Here is a 19,601-nt window from a genome sequence, read left to right as displayed (position 1 = left end):
CGCCTTCACAGGCCGTCTTTGGCGTCACGCGGGCGCAATTCGCCCCTCGAGCCAGGCCAGGCGCTGGAAGTTATAGGCAAGGTTGGTCATGCCGATCTTGATACGGGCACGAGCAATGCCGATGGTGCGCACCACCAGACCCATGCGGTGCTTTTGCCCGGCAAAGACGTGCTCGACGGCGGAGCGGACCGCGGACCGCTTGGCATTGGCGCGTGCAATACGCTCAGGCATCGCTCGGCGGTGCGGCTTGCGCTGGTGGATGTGGCTGGTGAACATGCCTTTAGCGAGGAAGGCCTCGTTCTTCTTCGAGCGGTAGGCCGTATCAGCCCATACGCCCGAAGCCGTGTTGCCCCGGCTGATCAGCGTCGGCAATCGCGCGCCGTCGTGGGCATTGGCAGCGCTGGCATCCCAGGTGCGGATCAGGCCATGCGCCCGGTCGATGCCGATATGGTTCTTGTAGCCGAACATCGGGATGGCCAGGTCGACCGGCTTAAAGGCCTTGGGGTCCGCGCCTTCCTTCACCTTGGCCTTGGTGTACTTCACGCTCCAGCGGGCATCGCGATCCTTTTGCCGGATCTTCGCAGGGTTATTCTGCCAGCGCTCGGGTATCCGGCCCTCCTTGATGGCAGCCTTCTCCTCCTCGGTGTTCCGCTGCTTCGGGGCGGGTACAACGGTGGCATCGATGATCTGCCCGCCCATGGCGAGGTAGCCCCGGTCCGTGAGGGCGGCATCGAAGCGGGCAAAGAGCCTGTCGATGGCCCTGGCCTTCACCAGACGCTCCCGGAACAGCCACACTGTCGTCGCATCGGGCACCGTGCCATCCAGGCCTAGCCCCAGAAAGCGCTGGAACGAGAGGCGGTCCTTGATCTGAAACTCGGTCGCTTCGTCAGAAAGCGAGTAGAGCGCCTGCAGCACGAGGATCTTGAACATGAGGACCGGGTCGAACGGCGGGCGGCCACCCTTGCCGCGAGGATTACGGCGCAGCGCGGCTACCAGCGGTCCTCGGAAAACCTCGAAGTCCACGACGGCCGCCAGACGCTCCAGCGGATCGCCCGCAGCGCTCAATGCCTCATATCGGTCCGAAAGATCGAAGAAACCCGGCTGCCCTGCCATCATCGCCTCCGCTATCGCGCAAAGGCAGTGAATCACTTCAGGCCCTCAGGCGCCACGGGTTTTTCGAGGTGTCCAGCTTTCCGCCATGGCGCACGGTCTACCGCTGGTTCTGCACTCTGCGTGACGATGGGACATTCGAAAGTCTCAATCACCATCTTGTCCAGATCGACCGTGTCCGAACGGGCCGAGAACCGATGCCGTCAGCGGCGGCCATCGACAGCCAGAGCGTCAAGACCACTGAAGCGGGTGGTCCGCGCGGCTATGACGCAGGGAAAAAGATCATGGGCCGCAAGCGCCACGCCATGGTCGATACCGACGGTCGTGCGCTCGAACTGCTGGTTCATGGCGCTGACGTGCAGGACCGAGACGGCGCAGTGCCTTTGCTCCGGCAGTCACGCCAGCGGCACCCCTTGGTCGAGCATGCCTATGCCGACAGCGCCTACAACAGCGATCGCGTCCGGGAAGCCACATCCGTCACGATAGAGATCGTTCGGAAATTCGCCGACCAGACCGGGTTCGTCGTCCATCCCAGACGATGGGTGGTCGAACGAACCTTCGCATGGCTCAATCGAAATCGACGCTTGGCAAAGGACTTCGAGCGAACCATCAAATCCGCAACTGCACTCCTATATGCCGCTGCTGCCGTCGTCCTCATCAGGCGCATCGCTCGTTACGCATGAGATTCAAGACAGGCTCTTAAAGAGTGGCCTGTACTGCGCTGAACGCTCATGCCCGAGCAAGGAGACATTATCCCGCAGAGAAGCCCATTGCTGCCGCCATGGTATTTCCAATCAGCAGGCCGTCGATTAGAAGCCTTTCTAATGCGCAGCCTGATTATGCATATGGACGTCAATCGCCTCATCAATGCTATCATAGAATAGCAATTGTCCCTGATGCAAAACTGCGCCGCGCTCACAATAGGCACGTAAAGTCCCCGGATCGTGGCTGATCATCAGCAACGTTCCTGTTTCACGGCGATAATGTAATGCTTCTTCGCAGCGTTGCCTGAACCGATCATCACCAGCAGCTGTAACTTCATCCACCAAATAGCAGTCAAATTCTATCGCCAAGGATACTCCAAACGCCAGTCGCGCTAACATACCCGCAGAATAGCTGTAGATTGGCTGATAGAAATATGCGCCTAGTTGAGCAAATTCTTCGACATAGGCGAGAAGTTCACCGATATCCTTGTCGTATATTCTTGCGATAAAACGCGCATTGTCAGCCCCTGTCAGGCTTGATTGAAAACAACTTGCATATCCAATCGGCCAAGAGCAGGTGACGCTACGTTCTATTCTCCCGGACGTTGGTGATTCCACCCCGGAAATGAGACGCATGAGAGTCGATTTGCCAGCGCCATTCGCGCCGCATATCCCCAAGCTTGTGCCAGTGGGAATGTCGAAATTCAGATCACTGAAGACATTCTTCTGGAACTTACGAATATGATATGTTTTTGAAACATTTCTGAATGTTATCATTGTCCAACCATGAAATTGCATCGATCATAGAAATAGATAAAAACCCATCCGACTGCTGTAATGCCATTTACCCCAGAACAGATATTCATGGCCCCTGATTGTCCATTATGATTTCGACAAGCCTATTGGATTGCCAATGATCGGATCATTTTTGCAATATCTTCATCATGCCGCCGCTTCATACAGCCATGCAAGCGTTTCGTCGATCAAGTGCGGCTGCCAATCAGGCAGGGTGTTGCGCAGCAGAGTTGCGTCGCCGCCCAGAATCTCCACATCGCCCTTGCGAACAAAGGCCGGATTAACCTCAACCTTGATCTCGTGACCACTCAACGCCGTCAACTTTTCGATCATGTTACCAATCGAAGATACGCTGCCAGTCGCAATATTCACCACAACAGGCACGGTTGGCGCCATCACCAACCCGGCATAAGCATCGGCAACCGAACGCACATCCCCAAAATCACGTTTAACCCAAGTGTTTCCCAATTCGATAACTGGCGCACGGCGTTGAAAATGATCCACGATCTTGGGAACCAGATATTTGGCTTCCTGACCTACCCCGGTATAGTTGAAGGGGCGCGTGATGACGATGTCCAGCCTGTCCGCCCACAGACTGGATCCCAGTTCCATGGCATATTTGCTGACTGCATAATGATTTGCCGGATTGGCCGCCGCGGTTTCGGTAATCAGTCCTTCCGCATGAGGCCCATATATCTGAGCGCTCGAAGCGATGATGCAGCGCGCACCTTCCTTCTTACGTGCAATGGCATCGAGAAGATTAAAGGTTCCCAACTGATTGGTAATGTAAAAGGATTGCCAATCAGCGGCATGAACAAAGGCACGCGCGGCCAGGTGGATCACCCGGTCAAACTCGGCTTCACCTACCGCTTTATCAACAGCCTCCTTATCACACAGGTCCGCGGTCAGCGCGACCGGCGTAGCCCCAGCCCTCTTCAGCGCAGCGGCAACAAAGCGACCGGTAAATCCGGTCGCCCCAGTCAACGCCACCCGCATCAGAAGGACCACCCCGCAGCGTTGCGGCGCATATCAGCTTCTACCATGAGACGCGCCAGTTCCTCCAGTTCCACAACCGGCTTCCATCCCAGGTCCCGTTCCGCCTTGCCCGGATTGCCGATCAGCAAGTCGACTTCGGCAGGTCGGTAGAAAGCCGGATTGATGCGCACCCGCGTCTGACCGCTTTTGGGATCAACACCGATTTCATTTTCTTCCTTGCCTGCCCATTCAAGCATAACTCCGATCTGGGCAAAGGCGAGTTCAACGAAATGACGAACCGTTTCGGTACGGTTGGTTGCAAGCACATAGGTGTCGGGTACGTCATGCTGAAGCATTAGGCGCATGCCTTCGACATAATCCTTGGCATAGCCCCAGTCGCGCTTTGCATCGAGATTGCCAAGTTCAAGAATATCGGCCTTGCCATGTGCAATCTTGGCTACGGTATCGGTAATCTTGCGCGTTACGAACTCTCGTCCACGCAGCGGCGATTCATGGTTAAACAAGATGCCGCTGGTCGCAAAAATATCAAAACTTTCCCTATAGTTGACAGTCAACCAATGGGCATAGAGCTTTGCCACGCCGTAAGGGCTCCGCGGATAGAAAGGCGTATCTTCAGCCTGTGGAATAGCCTGCACTTTGCCAAACATTTCCGACGTAGATGCCTGATAGAAGCGGATATCCTTGTTCACCGTCCGAATTGCTTCGAGAAGATAGGCCGCGCCAAGACCCGTGATCTGACCCGTAGTGATCGGCTGGTCGAAGGAAACGCCGACGAAACTTTGTGCGGCGAGATTATAGATTTCCGTCGCTTGCGACGTTTCGATCAGCCTTATGGCCGAGCCCATGTCCGTCAAGTCATATTCGACCAGCTTCAAATTCGGGTGATCCGCAATGCCAAGTTCATCAATACGCCAGAAATTGACCGAACTGGTGCGTCTATAGGTCCCATATACGGTATAGCCCCGGTTCAAGAGGTTCTCCGCCAAATAGGCTCCATCCTGACCGCTGATTCCGGTAACTATAGCGTTTTTTGACATATTCGTCCCTTGCTGGATTGACCGTCTAGTAGAGCTAATAAATCGTAATGGCCAGAGGGCAAGCGCGAAGCGCATATAGCCGTTTTTGCACTTCAACGGCCAAACTATGCCGAAAAGCCCGTCATCAACGCAGCGATCACATGGAAAGATATCTTCCAGATACCAGATAGCTATCGGATTGCCTGACGATAGGGGCTAGCTATACTGCTACCCCATGCCTACCATCGCTTTCATCAGCCCCAAGGGCGGCGTCGGGAAAACCACGGCCGCCCTGCTTCTTGCATCTCAACTGGCGCGGGGCGCTAGGGTGACGGTGATCGACGCCGATCCCAATCATCCCATCGCCGCCTGGGGCAAGGATGCACAGTTGCCCGACAACCTGTCGATCGTCGCCGATGTCGATGAGGATAATATTCTGGATCGGATAGAGGAAGCGGCGGCGAAGACGCCCTTCGTCATCGTCGATCTCGAAGGGACGGCCGCCAAAATCGTGCTGCTGGCTGTCAGCCAGGCCGATCTGGTGGTCATTCCCATGCAGGGATCGCAGCTAGACGCGGAACAGGCGAGCCGGGCGATACGGGTGCTGAAACAGCATGAGAAAATGACCGGCAGGGCGGTCCCCTATGGCGTGCTGCTGTCGCGGACCAGCCCGATCATCCGTACCCGGACCATGGGGCATATTCAGGATGGGCTGGTCGACGCCGGCGTGCCGATGTTCACGACGCAATTGCATGAGCGCGAGGCATTTTGCGCCATTTTTTCCTTCCGCCAGACGTTGGAGGAGCTGGACCCAAGGGACGTGTCCAATCTGGACAAGGCGATCGCCAATGCCGAGCAGTTTGCGGTCGAGGTGATCGAAACGCTGCGCGCCAGCAGGAAAAGCGCCGTCAAGGCAGATGAGGTGGCAGGATGAGCAGAGCCAATCCCTTCGGTGATCTAGATGATTTCGGGTCCGACAATGTCGCCAAGCCGGTGCCGGCTGCGGCGATCGAGAAAATCGCGGAGAGCAGCGGCTTTCCGAGCCGGAAAGCGGCGGCGCCTTTAGTGAGTGAGACAAGGAGTGAGACAGTTGAAACGGCTGCCCCCTCCCCTGCCCGGCAACCGCGCCGCCATGTGACCGGGCGCAACCGCCAGATCAATATCAAGGCGACCGAAGAAACCATCACCGAACTATATCGCATCGCCGACGATATGGGATTGCCTTTGGGCGCTGTGCTAGAGCAAGCTCTGGCGGCGCTAGATCGGCAACGTGAGCAATAGGATATCTGGTAGCTATCTAGTGGCTACCAGATATTGAGTGGTGTGATCGGTTGGTCCGGGCATAATAGGTTATGATCAGACTTTCGCCGCCGATCCTTATTGAAGGCCAATCGGTCCGAATGGCGAGGATATCGGGCGACTGGAGCACTCTGTTCCTATCGACCGACCTGCTTCAGCCTTAGCGGCATGGTGTGCGCTACCCGATCAGCGTTAGTGCGGCCACGCAAGCCTGCCGACATATCGTCAGGCTTGTCACCATGAATGCCGCGCAGAGCGCGGGCGGCATCTTCGATCGGGTTCATGGCAGCAATGCTTGCTTCAAGCCAAGTCTCGCTCAAGTTTATATACACGCTAGATTAGAGAAAGATATCTAGTAGCTATCCGATATCTTCAGGCGTTCTTTGATATATTGATGTCTGGCATTGCAGATCGCAGCCTGTCGACCATCGATGCGGTATTATTCCGCTCTGCCCATGCCGCCTGCTCCCGTTGGGGAGCATATGCGCCGCGTAGCGGCGCTTCAGGCCTTGCGGTTCTGGATGGTTTTTCCATGACGCTTTACCTTGCATCGTGATCGCCTCGTGAGAGGCTAGGATGTTGGCCGACCAGGCCAACTCTGCTGATTTTTCTTTATAAATGAATTCATAAGCGGTTGCGGATGGTTTTGAGACTCACGCGAAGTGTCTTCATCGCGGGCATCCAGTGCAGCCTCGATCCGCGCCAAAATCTTGGCAAGCTGGCCCTTTTCCATCGCCTTCCGCCGTTCGTGTGGACACAGGGTCGCGCCCATCGCCGCCATATCTTCCTGCCGGTCGGCTTCGCGCTGGACCTGATCATCAGGCAGGGGGGCAGGGCGCATCCAGCGCGGCAGATAGCGTTGGACAATATCGGGCAAAAAGGCGCGATAGACGTTCGATGTCTGGGCATAGCGGGGGCCGGGGCCTTCACCCTCCACTCGCTTGAACCGCCGCTGGCGCACCAAAAAGCCGATATTTTCCAGAATGCGCAGCGCACGGGCCACGGTAGCGCGGCCCAGGCTGGTCGCGTCGGCCAGATAATCATAGCTGGGGAAGACCCGGCCTTTGTTGAGGCGGGCGAGGGTGAGGATTTCCTCCAGCACGCGCACGCTGGCGGCGGTGAGCGTGGTGAGGCGCTGTTCAGCGGTGGTGAGGATGCGGCCGTCGCAGCGCGCTTCACGGCGCAGCTGACGCCCTGCGTCCAGGATACGCTGGGCCGCGCGCAATAATCTGTGGGTTTCGCCTCTGGCCGGGCTGACAAAGAAGATATGTTCGAACGTGCCGGCTTCCACACTGTCGCGCAGCACCGGCGCGCCGGTCGGATGCGGAGCGCCGGAACGGCTTTTGCGCGTGACCTGTGCGGGCGATGCGCGCCCTGCACCGGGCAAGATGCCCGCTTGCGCGCCCTGAAGCGCGCCATTAAGTGCGCCGCTTATCGCATTGCCGCAAGCGATCGTCACCGAAGGCCGAGACCCGCAAGGGGCTCGGGGGCGAGGGCAGCGAGCCCTAGAGCGCGGTCGTGGCCCCTACGCGATGCGCCCCTCGAACCTTCCACGGAAGCCTCCGCTGCCCCGTCATCCCTCCGGGCAGGAGATTTAGGACAGAAAGGCAATGCGCCAGCGCAGAACCAGATGCAGACATGTACCCCCCGTCAATCGAAGCGGAAGATGGACAACACCCTTCGACCATTCCCGTCGGGTCAGGATTGCAGGATTGCGGCAGGTCCCTTCTGGCATAGCAGGGTGCCTGCCGCCACGAGGCGGCGGACCAGCGACTTGCGGTGCTCGCCATCTCCGGGCCAGCTGCCTGGCCCCAGGACAAGCTCGGCGACGTCCCGCAGGTTCGCCCCTGCGGCGCGTGCATCTGCGGCGAGAAGCGACAGATGCTGGCGCCGCAGCCGATTCGCCTGCCCGCCCGCCCCGGCATGGAAGTAGATCCGCTGGAGCGCGGCCAACTGCGAGCCAAGCCGCTCGTCGGCGATGATTTCGAAGCTCAGCAGCACTGGTTCGGCGGGCAACCTCTCCCCGACAAGATCGATCCGCGCCACCTCCCCCAGGCAGTCGAAGGCGATATGCTCGCCTTCTGTCCCCGGGATGCTGCGCGCCCGGCGGGCCGGCGCATCGAAGCGACAGGACGCATTGGCCTCCCCAGTTGCGATCCGGGCGCGCAGGACGCACGGATCGAGGATGGCAGACCAGACCGGCACCACCTGCATAGAATCCTCCCCTGGATCTTCGGCGAAAGTGCAACCCCCATTGGTGCGCCAGGGCAGCCTTGCGCGAGACCAACGGGCGGTCGTCTCGCCCGGATGGTAGATTGTCAGCGACGACCGCGCGCTCCCAGTCGGCGCGATAGGCGGGGTCGCGCCGCGTCACCTCCCAGGCTAGACCGGCGCGCCCGCGACGCACCAGTGCCTCGATACGGCGAGCCAGCGGCCCGGCTATCATCGCCAGGCGGCGGGCGGCGGAGGCGCCAGCATGACGGGATGGGCCCCGCACGGGCGCCGAGGCGATGCGGAAGGGATACGCACATTCGGGGAGCCGAAGCGGTGATCACCAGACCTATGCATATGCCCCCTTTCCGCAAGGGCAGTCGATCTCGATGCCCCAGGCGATGGCGGTGCCTAAGCCGGGCAACGACAGCGCATCCTTTGGTCATCGCGGCCTTCGCGCGCGGCGGTCACCCCCCGAAGATCGTGGCGGGGATTTCCAGCGGGCCGACCGGACGAGCAGGGAGAGGCCATCGCGTGCGCGGCGGCGCGGCGGGCATGAGGGTATGGGGGACGGAGATGATGGAAATCCAAGTCTTGAGCCGCGGAGCAGTCCCCAGCCGGCCCTCGCCTCGAGGTTGCGCAAGTCTACAGGCCGCTGCAAGAGCCAGGTGAAGGATCTCGTCGCCCGGGAACGCGCAGAAACGCCGCGGACTGGCGGGCGGATGGGTCCGGGGCATCGAGCCGCAGCGCCGCAAAGATGCGGGATTGCGAGGTGCCGTACATAGGGGATGAACGCGGCGAATCACTGATTTCGTGCGCACGACGCGCACCGATCAAACGGATCGGCGACCCGCCGCGACCGTGCGTCTTCCCCTCGCGTCGGGGTGGCAAACCGCAGACTCGCGATCTATCTATCCCTGTGGCCAGAATTGACCATAAACGGCAAGGGATTGGATGCGTTGGGAAAGGTGCTGCGAGCCGCTCTATCATGAAGGAGTGGAGGGAGGTGCAACGCTGGTGCGAACGGCAATCAAGATGATCCTCGCGGCCCCCGCCGCGTCCATCGCGCGGGCAGCGTCCGCCACTCTCCCCAAATCAGTCCTTGAAGGATCGATGCAGTGACGGAGGAGGCTGAAGCCCTTGCCGACCGGCTTGCGCCCCGCCATCGCGAATGCCTGTGGCACGTCTTCCAGCTCCGGACATCCAAGGAGATTGCGGGAGAGCTCGGCATCGGCGTCGGCACGGTGGACTCCTATATTTCAGAGGCGGTAGCGATCCTGGGCGCACCCAACCGACGCCGGGCGGCCGAAATGCTGTTCGGTGGCAAGAATATGACGCCCCCCGGGAAATCGGGGGGCGAATTGGCGGGGGTAGCCATCGGCGCGAGCGATCCCCCAGTGCCGGGTCAAGGGTTGCAGGTCGGCGAATGGCAGGTGCTGCTTCCCTTTCGTCACAAGGGAGTAGATCGCAATGCACTCGGACCTATCCACCGCCTCTTCTGGTTCATCCTCCTCGTCCTTGCCGCCGCCGCAAGCTTCGGAATGCTGGCCATCGGCCTCGAGGTCCTTTCCAGGTTCTTCACTGGCGAATAAGGCCGCCCCGCCTGCCGGTGGCCCAGGCGTCGCGGCCCTCGCGAGCGACCTGCACGCCTATGAGAAGCTGCTCCAGGCCCTGTTTGCGAAAGGCGGCGAGCTTTCGACCTCCGCGATCCTCGCACAGGTCGGCCGCAACCTGTCCCCCGTGGCGGGCCATCAGGTCCTGACCGCCATCAGCAACGCGCAGTTGCTGACATCGAGCGCGCTGGGACATGTCGCCGAGGCCCACCGCATGCTTGAAATGCTTGGTCGCAAGCTCGGGATCGACGTGCAAGCGTTCGGCGACGTCCTCAAGCCGCCGGCGAGCGCGTTCGGCCTGGAGCCATCCGGAGCCGACGGATGAGCGGCGGCGATGATGCGGCACGTCCGCGACATCGATGACCCCGATCGCGGCCTTCCTCCTGCTGGTCGCCGTCCTGGCGATCCATGCCGGCTGGCGTGGCGGTGCCCCCGAGCGTCTCGCGGCAGCGGCGATGCTGGTGGCCACGATCGCAACGAGCCTTACCAACATGCAGGTGGCCTTGTCTTTTCGCAATGTGCAGTGGTCGATCGTCTGGATCGATGCGGCGCTCCTCGCCGCACTGCTCGGGATCGCACTGAGGGCGAATCGCTTCTGGCCGCTCTGGGTTGCGGCGATCCAGTGCCTGGCACTCGCTGCCCATGCCGCGCGTGCCTTCGACGCCGACATCCTGCCGCTGGCCTATTGGTGGATCGTCGGCAAGCTGTCCTATCCCATGCTGCTCCTCCTCATCATCGGCACGGAGCGGCATCATCGACGCCGCCGTCAGGGCCACCGGGATCCGCCGTGGAGCCTCGCCAGCCGATGACGAGCGCCCTCACCTCGGCACGAGACAGTACCCAGACCATGACGCGGCCCAGCCAGCGTCCAGTGGGCGACATCGCAGGCCGCCGTGACGCTCTGGCTCCGACCATGACCGCTCGGCATCACGTCTGGGTGCTATATCGGAGTGACGGGCGATTGCGCATGGTCCGGGAGGGACAGGGTAGGGAGGAGGCCAGATGACAGGTTCGACGGATGGGGAACTGCGCGCCCAGGCATGCCGGATTCTCGCCAGCATGCGCGAGGCGACGAGTGATTGCTTCGGCAGTGACTTCGTATCCACCCCGCGCCTCGACATGCTCGCCCAGCTCTACCTCGCCGAGTGCGAGCATCGCACGCTGCACGTCTGGAGCTTGTGCCTGGCCTCGCAGGTGCCGGCGTCGACCGCGCATCGCAAGGTCGGTGAACTGGAGCGGGATGGCCTCGTCCTCTGCCGCCGCGGCCCGAGCCCGGAAAACGGAGCCGAGCGAAGCCGGCGAGGGCGCGATCACCGCTATGTACGCGTCAGCCTGACGCGGGAAGGCAGGGCGAAGATTGGCCGGCTACTTGACCGACTCGTCAGCATCTGGGGCGGTGCTTGCCCGGGCGACGGGATCGACAGGTCGGCATAGAGCGCAGTCCCTGCCGGGCGCCTGCATGCCTCAGGCGAGGCGTCAGCGTCGACATGCCCCGATACAAGGCCAGCGCCAGCAGGAACGGCACGCGCGATCCCGCGGGCGGGCAGCCGGCGCGCCAAGCCGATACCCGCAAGCGGAGGCGAAACCGGCAGGGGCCCTGCAAACCAGAGTGCGGGGCGCAGAGGTCCCCATGCGCAGGATGGAGGTAGGATGGCGCCCGAGCCCATCACGGCAGACTATATATATCGTCGCATCCGACATGAAATTGTCGAGGGCGCCTTCGCGCCCGGCGCGATGCTCAAGCTCACCCGTCTCACCTATCAGTTCGGCGCGAGCGCTACACCCGTCCGTGATGCCCTGAACCGGCTGGTGGGCGAGCGTCTTGTCGTTCTGCTTCCGGGCGGCGGCTTTCGCGTCCGGTCGCTCGATGCCGACCGGCTCGCCGGGCTCTATCGCTGGCATGGCCATTTGATCCAGTTCGCTCTCGAGCGTCCTTTGCCAGAGAGCGCAAGGAAAGGACTCGGCGCGCTCAAGCATGAGGCCCTGGAGCCCGGACAAGTGGCCGCAGCGTCCGAAAGGCTATTCGGCATCCTGGCATCCGTCCCGCAAAATGAGGAGCTGGAGCAGGCAGTGGCAGCAGTCTCACGCGCATTGGCACGCGCGCGGGCCCTGGAGCACCGCCTGCTCCCCGATGTCGTCGGCGAATTCTCGCTGCTCCTCGCCACGATCGACAGGGCGCCGATCGGCGCGGCACGCCGAGCCATGGCCCGCTATCACCAAGAGCGCGCACGGTCGAGTTTCGCGATCCACACGATAATGCAGCCATGAATAGCCGCCAGTGAATACAGTCATCCAGTATGATGAAGCATTCTCAATATTAATGATTATAGTCCGGCCCGCCCAATCCCAAGCACTCTCATTCCGGCATAATATAAGTTCGCACGCGGAAACTCCGGATCCTATTCTTCTTGTGCCGCAATCCAGCGGCTACAAGGAGTAGACGAAATGGAACGCAACAGCGAAGACCGCCGTGACGACGTCGTCGAACTCGGCGCGGTGAGCGTCGAAACCAAGGGCATCTCCGGTGGAACGGTCGATGCGCCTGCCGGCCAGGGCCTTGCCGGTATCCTCGACGACTGATCTACCCTGGCGCATTCCCGGCCGGGGATGCGCCAGGCTCCGTAACCCGCAAACCGCGAGGCAGGCTTTGCCTGCGACGCTCGCATGCAGGGAGCCAGAATGCACCATGGCCCGCGCGGACATAAATTGGTGCGATGTCGGAGGGCGGATCGTCGTCATCGACGTTGCGCGCGACATCTACCTCCAATTGCCTCCGCATCTGGTCGAGGCGTTCCACGCCCTGCGACATAGCGGCGCCCATGCCGATGGTCCCGCCAATCGGTTCGAGGCGCTCGCCCAGATCGGCCTTTGCGACGCGGATTTAGGTCGCCCTGCGGAGCCGAGCCATATCGCGGTACCTGCTCAGGATGCGCCGCCGCCCGCCACAGCCGACGTACAGCGCCGACCCCTTATGACAGGGGCGACAGGGGCGGCGATCGTGCGGATCATCACTATGCGTCTTGCGGTGCGCCTCATTCCCCTGCGCCTCCTCATCCGGTGGGCCCGCCGCCTCCAGTCCCGCCCGTCGGTGCCCATGACGCCAGGCCAGGCAGCAGCCAGAACCGCGCTATTCGTGCGGGCGCGGCAGCTCGTCCCGGCGCGCGACACCTGCCTCCCCGATTCGATGGCGCTACTGCATTTCCTGCGGTCGCGAAACATGGCCTGCCGCCTCGTGCTCGGCGTGCGCCTCGACCCGTTCGAGGCGCATTGCTGGGTCCAGGACCATGACATGATCCTAGGTGACACGCATGAGCGGGTCGCCTGCTTCACGCCGATCCTGCAGCTATGATGCTTGGCGCCTACCTCGGCGTGGTAACGCTGGAGCGCGACCGGCCGGCCCCGGCCCGAACCGCGGCCGATGCGGTTGCAGAGCGGCTAGGCCTGGCGCCCTGTGCCGTCTCGAGCGCTCATGCCCTGTTCGCGGCAGGTCCGACCCAGAGCATCGGCGGCGTTCCTGCAGACATTCACATAGTGGGGCCGGCCTTTTCGCGCGTACCGGGCGGATCCCCGTTCATAGGGGTCGTCGATTCCAACGCCGCACCCGCTGCCTTTCTCGAAGCGATCGAAGCGCGGTGGGGCGCTTTCGTGGCCTGGACCGGCATCGAGGGAGCGGATGCGGTGTGCATCTATCGTGATCCGTCCGCGCGCTGCCCCTGCTACTATAGGCGCTGGGGAAGCGAACTGGTGGTCGCGTCCCACTTGCCGTTCATCGAGGCACTCACCGGTCGCGCCAATGCGATCGACTGGGCTGTCGTCGAAGACGAACTGCTCTATCCAGACCTGGTGGGACGGGAGAGCGCCCTTGTCGGCATCAAGGAAATCCTGCCAGGCGAGATCCTGCATATCGGGCTCGAGGGCGTCTATCATCATGCACTATGGAGCCCGGCCAAGTTCATCGACGCCGCAGCCCTCCCGTCTTCCGCACAGGCCCAGGACGAGGTCGCGCGGGCGGTGGACAGCGCCTGCCACCACTGGTCGCGGCAGATCGGTCCGGTGGCGCTGACATTGAGCGGTGGGCTTGATTCCTCGGTGCTCGCCGCGGCGCTCCCCGGCCTGCGCCATGCGATTACCCTGGTAAGCGGCACAGGGAGCGGCGATGAACGCGCATTTGCCAGCGAGGTATGCCGGCATCTCGACCTGCAGTCGCATCAACTGGACCTTTCCCCAGCCGACGTCGCCCTGTCCGCGTCGAGCGCGGCGCAGCGCCCCCGGCCCTCCACGCGCGCCTTCACGCAAAGCCTCGTCAAGCATGGCAGCGCTGTCGCCCAAGAGGTCGGCGCAAGGGCGATCGCGTATGGCAGCGGCGGCGACAATGTCTTCTGCTTCCTGCGCTCGGCGACGCCGGCAAGCGACAGGATGGCAGCTCAGGGGATGGGGGCGGGATATTGGCGCACGGTGATGGAGGTCGCCGCGGTAACCGAATGCTCGCCCTTCCTGATCGCGCGGCGATCGCTGCAGAAGCATCTGGGCCGCCGTCGGGGCTGGACGTGGCCTCGGGACGAGCGCCTGCTCGCTCCCGCGCTGCTCGACGCACGAACAGCGCATCCGCCGCATCCCTGGATCAACGAGTTCGCAGACCTTCCCGTCGGAAAGCGCGAGCATGTCGCGGCGATCATGCGCGGCCTTGCCCTCATCGACTATCTCGATGGCGCGGACGGCCTGCCGGTTATCTATCCGCTCCTGTCGCAACCGGTGATGGAGGCCTGCCTGCGGCAGCCGACATGGCTCTGGTACGAGGATGGCATGAACCGGGCGATCGCGCGCCGCGCCTATGCCCCCAAGCTCCCGGCCAGGATCGTCCAGCGTGCCTCGAAGGGCGGTTTCACCAGCCTCGTGCGAAGCCTTTATCTCGGCAATCTCGCCACTATCCGCGCGATGCTGCTGGAAGGCGAACTATGCGCGCGCGGAATCCTCGACCGGCGGGCACTGGAGGCCAGTCTTGCGACGGTGCCGGACGCGGGAGATCATCTCTATGTGCGGATCATGCGGTTCGTGGATGTCGAAGCCTGGCTCGCTGCCCGTCGCGGCTGACCCTGCTCAGCCTCATGGCGCTGCACCCTCGCCCGGCTTGAACCAGCGCTGGAACCAGGCGAGGTTGCGCTCATAGACGGCGAGCCGATGGGCTGGCTGCAGCTTGACATGGCCCTCGCCCGAAAAGACGTACATCTCGGTCGGCCAGCCGGCATTCTTGACTGCCGCGTAGGTCGGCAATGCGAAGCGGAACTCCTCCTCGCCTGCCTGGATCAGCAAGGGAACCGGCGGCAGCGCCCCAAGATTGGGCGCCAGCGACCCCTGCTTCCAGAAGTCGGGACGATCCTCGTTGAACCTTGGATAGCCCGATTTCGCATACCAGTTCTCGAACCCAGGGCCAAGACTGGCCATCATCGCCGGATCCTCGCAGCAGGTGCTGAGCGCGACGGCCTTGAACAGCCGCGAATGAATCAGTGCGAAGGTCGCTGTGGAGGCGCCGTCGCTTTGCCCGGTGATGCCGATGCGGGCGGGATCGGCGATGCCCCGCGCGATCAGGCGCTCGACGACGATTTCGAGGGAGGACTGGACGCTGCGCCGATCCAGCCAGTCCTTCTGGTTGGCCTGGAGGAAGGCGAAAAGATCGAGCGGCTTTCCCTGGAGGGCGTACCAGGGCGGCCGATTGAAGCTCAGGACGGCAAAGCCATTAGCCGCGAACAGCTGGATCGGGAATTCGTCAGCGGTACCGCCGCGCAGGAAGCCGCGCGATTCATATTGGACGACAATGAGCGGAACGGGATGTCCGGGCCGATAACCGGAAGGAAGGACGAGGTCGGCAAAGGTCTCGATGCCGAATGCATTGCGCCAGACCAGGCGCTCGGGGTGGCGAAGCCGGATTGCGGCAAATTCCGGATTGGGATCGTAGATCGTGCGGACCTTGGCCGTGTCCACATCGACGCCGATCACATGGCGAGGCGCAGTGCCGCCCTCCGCCGTACAGACCAGCTCCTGAGGCCCGAGCTGGCAGCCCAGCCAGGGATCGTTGGTACCAAGCAGCCGCCGAGGTGCGCCTGCGCCGAGGTCCCAGCGCATCAGGGCCAGTTCGCTGCGCGCCACGCCTTGTCGCTTGAGGAACAGGATCGTGCGATCATCACGCTTCCACAGGCCGATCACGTCGCTGCAGGCCTGCTGCGGGCAAGGCAGTTCGCGGCCGTTCACCGAAACACGGAGAATATTGGGCTTGAACAAGGCATCGGGATTGGCCGGTGCCAGCCAGGCACGATCTGCGCCGCTGCCCAGCGGCAGGGCCTGGATCGCCCCAGTCGGCCAGCCCGGCGTGCTCGCCGGCTCCAGGACGAGGCGCTGCGCATCGCTTGCCGGGCGCACGGTTCGATCCGCCAGCGTGATGACGTCGGCCCGGCTCGGGATCGGGGATGGCGGGTGTGGCCGGCCACCGGCCAGGGGCCAGAAACGCAGGTCGTAGCGCCATCCGCCTGGCGCCTCGCTGTCGATCCTCCGCTCCGCGTCGATCAGGCCGGCGCGACTGGAATAGACGATCGCCTCGCCGCCTGGCAGCCACTGGAAATCGTCGATCGACACGTTCGAATGCGTCAGTTGCGTCTCATCCGTCCCATCGGGGCGAACGAGATACAGCTGCATGATGCCGCCCACCGCCTTGGTGAACGCCAGAAGCTTGCCATCGGGCGCCCAGCGCAGGACCGACGGCACCGGCGCGCCTGCCACAAGGCCGGAGAAGCCATATTTGTCGAAGGAGAGCCGGATGACCTCGCCGCCATCGGCGACGATCCGGGGCGGCGCGGCGCTCCCGGTCTCCTTCACCAGGATGCCGGTGCAGTAGCGGTTGGACGAAGGGTCACCGCGACGAAGCTGCAATGCTACATGCCGGCCGTCAGGCGACAGCGCCGCCGGGGGCCCCGGATAGCTATCGAACTGCATGCCCCCGAAATCGCGCAGGCGAATAAGGTCGAGCGCGTTGATCTCGCGCCGGGCTTCGGCCGGCGCCGCGGCGGGCGGCAGCAGGTCGCAGGGCGGCTGGCTTGCCCGGGATGCGACGGGCACCAGCGCCATGCCAAGGGCAAGGGCGAGGCTGCCAAGGGCGGTAGGCCGCTCCCTGCCGCACACACGGCACGCGAGGCGATGGACCCGCCATCGCGCTGCCATTCGCCTGAATCCAGCTGCGGGAAGATCAGGACCGGTCATCGTTCACCACTCCTTGGTCAGCGAGACGCTGATGAAGCGGCCGATTGCGGACTGGTTGGTGGAATCGTAGCTGACATAATAGTTCGCCACCGCGCGCGCATAGGCAGGCTTGTCATTGAGAAGGTTGCGGACGGCCAGCGCGAAGCCGACGCCCGGGACCAGTCCTTCCTGCGATGGGCGGTAGACAAGCGCGAGATCGAAGGTCGTCTGCGATCCCACTCGCACAGCGGGGCTATTGCGGGTGTCGTCCACCCCGCCGATATAGTTGGCAAAGGCGGATGCGCTCAGGGGGCCGCGCGTCCATGTCGCTCCGCCCCGGCCCCGCCAGTGCGGCGGGTTGAAGATCGTCCCGGCAAGGTCGGTATAAGGCAGCGACGGGTCGAGCCTCTGGCGTGACTGCAGCCAGGACGCCGAGCCTGTCAGCGACAGCCTGTCGCCACTATCGAGCTCAGCATCATAACGGGCCATAAGGTCGACGCCGCGGATCTTCTGCCGCGCGACATTGAAGAAGCTATTGTAGACGGCCGCGACGACTGCATCCGGGTCGTAGGCCTGCCCCGAATAGTTGAAGAGCGGGACGGGCGATGCGGCGATCAGCGCCGCTTGCTGGTCGGCATCCGGATAGGGATCGACAAAATCGTCGAGGGTCAGCCGGCCGAGCGCGTTGTAGAAGTCGGTGCCCTGGAACGGCTGCGCCACCCGGTCGCGATAGGCGATCTCGAAATAGCTGGCCTCCAGCCGCAGCCCGGAAACAGCGCGGGGATGGGCGGCCAGGGTCGCCGACCAGGAGGTCGCGCGCTCGGGCTTGAGCGCCCGGTTGCCGCCATTGGTGAACAGCGCGGTCGCGCCCGACGGGTAGCCCGAACCGCCCAGGGTCGTCGCGTCGTACAGAAAGGCATATTGGGGCTGGTATTGCTGGTACAGCGTTGCCGCCTTGAAAGATTTTCCCCAGGATGCCTTGAGATCCAGGTCCGGGCTCGGCGCATAGATCAGCCCCAGCTTGGGCGTCAGCACGTCGTCGATACCGGGATATTTCTCGTAGCGCAGCGCGCCGGTGAGCGACAGGCGATGGATGGCGGCGACCACCTGTCCCGGCGAGACCAGCGGGACGTAGATTTCGCCGAAGCCATAATAGCTGTCCTGATGGACGTCGATCGGCTCGGGCAGGCTGGTGGAGCGGTTGAGATAGCCATTGTCGCGATAGCCGGCGCCGCCGGCGAACCTGACCGTGCCGGCAGGCAGGTCGAAGAGGTCACCCTGCGATGTCGCTTCGAGGGACTTGACCATATTGCAGTAGCAATAGGGATAGGCGCTGACCGCGCCGGCCGCAGTGGTGGTGAACTGCCTGGTGTCGGTCCGGTCCTCGCCATAGACGCCACTGATGGCAAAGCTGAGCGAGGGCGTTGCCTGGAACGACAGCGACGGCGCGATCGCGAAGGACTGGTTGGTCGGCTCGGTCGTGTAGCGCGACCCGCCAGGCACCTGCAGGACAGTGGGAGCACGCCGCCAATTATAGAGGCCATCGATGCTGAAGGTCAGGTCGGGAGAGAACGCATGGTGCAGGCTCAGCACCGCGCTGTGCCGCTTCACCGCAGGCAGCAAGGTCGTATTGCCCGGCATATATTGGGTATAGCTGCGCTGCCGCGCAGTGATCGCGGTGTCGCGCTCGAAATCATAGGTCGCCATGACGCCGCCACCGTTCCAGGTCGTTCCCGCGACGAGGCTGTATTGCTGCTGCGTGTTGCCGCCGTCAGTCGCGGAACCGAGCCGCGCAGTGGCGGAGGCGCCTTCATAGTCCTTGCGCAGGATGATATTGGCGACGCCGCCGACCGCATCCGAGCCGTAGAGCGCCGAAGCACCGTCGGCGACGATCTCGATGCGCTCGACCGCGGCAAGCGGGATGGCATTGACGTCGATGGCCTGGGTGAAGGAGCCATAGGCGAGGCGATGGCCGTTGAGCAGGGTCAGTGTCGCATCTGGTCCGAGGCCGCGCAGATTGATGCTCGAGCCCGAATTCTGGTTGTTGTTGCTGCCCGGCGCACCTGGCGCCACGCCCGGGTTCTGGCCACCACCGAAGCTCTGCGGCAGCGTGCGCACCGCCTCGCCGAGGTCGGTCTGCCCGGCCTGGGCGATCTCGCGGCTGCTCAGGACGGTGACCGGCGAGGCCGGCGGTGCCCCGCGAATGCGCGACCCTGTCACAAGGATCGCGGCATCCTCGCTATGGGCTGCCGCCGGGGCTAGCGGCGCCTGCGATCGCCCCACGACGAGGACCGTCCCGTCGCGCTCGACCGTAGACAGGCCGCTGCCAGCCAGCAGCGTGTCGAGTGCCTCCTTGAACGTATAGGCGCCGTCGAGCGCAGCGGCGGACTTGCCGGCGACGGCCTCGGGGGTGAAAATGATCTCGCGCCGGGCGGCGCTGCCGAGCGCTCGCAGCGCATCGCCGAGCCCCTGGGCAGGCAGGTGCAACTCCTGCCGTGGTTCCTGCGCCCCTGCCGGAACGGCCAGCGCCCACAGGCTCGCCGCCAGGAAAAATGCACTCGATCTCTTGTTGCTCATGGTTACCCCCTTGTCCCGTTGCAGGCTGTTCAGGGGTATCCATGCCGGTCAGG

Annotated in this window: 18 protein-coding genes and 2 pseudogenes; 10 read left to right on the top strand and 10 right to left on the bottom strand. The window is 63.0% G+C overall.

Annotation, left to right across the window (positions count from 1 at the left end; translation table 11 throughout):
* Positions 1–24: 24 nt before the first annotated feature.
* Positions 25–1,113: an IS5 family transposase gene (locus tag VHN57_RS20750; protein WP_069336548.1), complete on the bottom strand. Its 1,089-nt coding sequence runs from the start codon at positions 1,111–1,113 to the stop codon at positions 25–27.
* An 80-nt stretch (positions 1,114–1,193) separates the two neighbouring features.
* On the opposite strand from VHN57_RS20750, the pseudogene VHN57_RS20745 reads away from it, so the two are divergent.
* Positions 1,194–1,793, top strand: a pseudogene (locus VHN57_RS20745) (IS5 family transposase); the annotation flags it as partial.
* Positions 1,794–1,931: 138 nt separating this feature from the next.
* Here VHN57_RS20745 and VHN57_RS20740 read toward each other — a convergent pair.
* From VHN57_RS20740 to gmd, 3 genes are all read right to left on the bottom strand, one after another.
* Complete coding sequence (locus VHN57_RS20740; protein ID WP_423285177.1) at positions 1,932–2,591, bottom strand: ABC transporter ATP-binding protein; 660 nt, start codon at positions 2,589–2,591, stop codon at positions 1,932–1,934.
* A 165-nt stretch (positions 2,592–2,756) separates the two neighbouring features.
* Entirely contained in the window at positions 2,757–3,605 is an 849-nt protein-coding gene (locus VHN57_RS20735) for a GDP-mannose 4,6-dehydratase (protein WP_423285175.1), read from the bottom strand.
* A complete protein-coding gene (gene gmd, locus VHN57_RS20730; protein WP_423285173.1) occupies positions 3,605–4,642 on the bottom strand; it encodes a GDP-mannose 4,6-dehydratase in 1,038 nt (345 codons plus the stop codon). The genes VHN57_RS20735 and gmd overlap by 1 nt, the downstream gene beginning before the upstream one ends.
* Before the next feature lie 214 nt (positions 4,643–4,856).
* Here gmd and VHN57_RS20725 point away from each other — a divergent pair, with 214 nt between their 5' ends.
* Both VHN57_RS20725 and VHN57_RS20720 read left to right on the top strand, forming a co-directional pair.
* Positions 4,857–5,555 carry a nucleotide-binding protein gene (locus tag VHN57_RS20725; protein ID WP_423285171.1) on the top strand — a complete coding sequence of 233 codons (699 nt, stop codon included), beginning with the start codon at positions 4,857–4,859 and terminating at the stop codon, positions 5,553–5,555.
* Complete coding sequence (locus VHN57_RS20720) at positions 5,552–5,902, top strand: hypothetical protein (RefSeq protein ID WP_423285169.1); 351 nt, start codon at positions 5,552–5,554, stop codon at positions 5,900–5,902. Before VHN57_RS20725 ends, VHN57_RS20720 begins: the two co-directional genes overlap by 4 nt.
* Before the next feature lie 589 nt (positions 5,903–6,491).
* Here the strand turns inward: VHN57_RS20720 and VHN57_RS20715 are convergent.
* From VHN57_RS20715 to VHN57_RS20705, 3 genes and pseudogenes are all read right to left on the bottom strand, one after another.
* Positions 6,492–7,307 (bottom strand): helix-turn-helix domain-containing protein, encoded by an 816-nt coding sequence (locus VHN57_RS20715; RefSeq protein ID WP_423285167.1) that lies wholly within the window; start codon positions 7,305–7,307, stop codon positions 6,492–6,494.
* Between the two features lie 311 nt (positions 7,308–7,618).
* Entirely contained in the window at positions 7,619–8,134 is a 516-nt protein-coding gene (locus tag VHN57_RS20710) for a hypothetical protein (RefSeq protein ID WP_423285165.1), read from the bottom strand.
* A gap of 34 nt (positions 8,135–8,168) precedes the next feature.
* A pseudogene (locus VHN57_RS20705) lies at positions 8,169–8,366 on the bottom strand (transcriptional regulator domain-containing protein); the annotation flags it as partial.
* An 883-nt stretch (positions 8,367–9,249) separates the two neighbouring features.
* On the opposite strand from VHN57_RS20705, the gene VHN57_RS20700 reads away from it, so the two are divergent.
* Positions 9,250–9,723 carry a sigma factor-like helix-turn-helix DNA-binding protein gene (locus tag VHN57_RS20700; RefSeq protein WP_048939328.1) on the top strand — a complete coding sequence of 158 codons (474 nt, stop codon included), beginning with the start codon at positions 9,250–9,252 and terminating at the stop codon, positions 9,721–9,723.
* On the opposite strand, the gene VHN57_RS20695 is transcribed toward VHN57_RS20700, so the two are convergent.
* The gene (locus VHN57_RS20695) at positions 9,710–10,000 is read right to left on the bottom strand and encodes a hypothetical protein (RefSeq protein WP_423285163.1); all 291 of its coding nucleotides are present in this window, start codon (positions 9,998–10,000) and stop codon (positions 9,710–9,712) included. The two genes, VHN57_RS20700 and VHN57_RS20695, sit on opposite strands and share 14 nt — an antisense overlap.
* A gap of 103 nt (positions 10,001–10,103) precedes the next feature.
* Between VHN57_RS20695 and VHN57_RS20690 the strand changes: the two genes are divergently transcribed.
* From VHN57_RS20690 to VHN57_RS20665, 6 genes are all read left to right on the top strand, one after another.
* Entirely contained in the window at positions 10,104–10,553 is a 450-nt protein-coding gene (locus VHN57_RS20690) for a hypothetical protein (RefSeq protein WP_423285161.1), read from the top strand.
* 193 nt (positions 10,554–10,746) lie between these two features.
* Positions 10,747–11,178, top strand: a complete 432-nt coding sequence (locus tag VHN57_RS20685; RefSeq protein ID WP_185706651.1) for a helix-turn-helix domain-containing protein — start codon at positions 10,747–10,749, stop codon at positions 11,176–11,178.
* A gap of 216 nt (positions 11,179–11,394) precedes the next feature.
* Positions 11,395–12,012: a GntR family transcriptional regulator gene (locus tag VHN57_RS20680; protein ID WP_423285159.1), complete on the top strand. Its 618-nt coding sequence runs from the start codon at positions 11,395–11,397 to the stop codon at positions 12,010–12,012.
* Positions 12,013–12,189: 177 nt separating this feature from the next.
* Positions 12,190–12,324 carry a benenodin family lasso peptide gene (locus VHN57_RS20675; RefSeq protein ID WP_017502572.1) on the top strand — a complete coding sequence of 45 codons (135 nt, stop codon included), beginning with the start codon at positions 12,190–12,192 and terminating at the stop codon, positions 12,322–12,324.
* Positions 12,325–12,430: 106 nt separating this feature from the next.
* Entirely contained in the window at positions 12,431–13,093 is a 663-nt protein-coding gene (locus tag VHN57_RS20670) for a lasso peptide biosynthesis B2 protein (RefSeq protein ID WP_423285156.1), read from the top strand.
* Positions 13,090–14,835 carry an asparagine synthase-related protein gene (locus tag VHN57_RS20665; protein WP_423285154.1) on the top strand — a complete coding sequence of 582 codons (1,746 nt, stop codon included), beginning with the start codon at positions 13,090–13,092 and terminating at the stop codon, positions 14,833–14,835. The genes VHN57_RS20670 and VHN57_RS20665 overlap by 4 nt, the downstream gene beginning before the upstream one ends.
* A gap of 12 nt (positions 14,836–14,847) precedes the next feature.
* On the opposite strand, the gene VHN57_RS20660 is transcribed toward VHN57_RS20665, so the two are convergent.
* Positions 14,848–16,860 (bottom strand): Atxe2 family lasso peptide isopeptidase, encoded by a 2,013-nt coding sequence (locus VHN57_RS20660; RefSeq protein WP_423286075.1) that lies wholly within the window; start codon positions 16,858–16,860, stop codon positions 14,848–14,850.
* 135 nt (positions 16,861–16,995) lie between these two features.
* Entirely contained in the window at positions 16,996–19,548 is a 2,553-nt protein-coding gene (locus tag VHN57_RS20655; RefSeq protein ID WP_423285152.1) for a TonB-dependent receptor domain-containing protein, read from the bottom strand.
* Positions 19,549–19,601: the final 53 nt, after the last annotated feature.

This window comes from Sphingobium salicis subsp. salicis (assembly GCF_049472635.1).
In the GTDB taxonomy this organism is placed as follows: Bacteria; Pseudomonadota; Alphaproteobacteria; order Sphingomonadales; family Sphingomonadaceae; genus Sphingobium; species Sphingobium yanoikuyae_A.
This window is presented reverse-complemented; position numbering and strand designations above follow the sequence as displayed.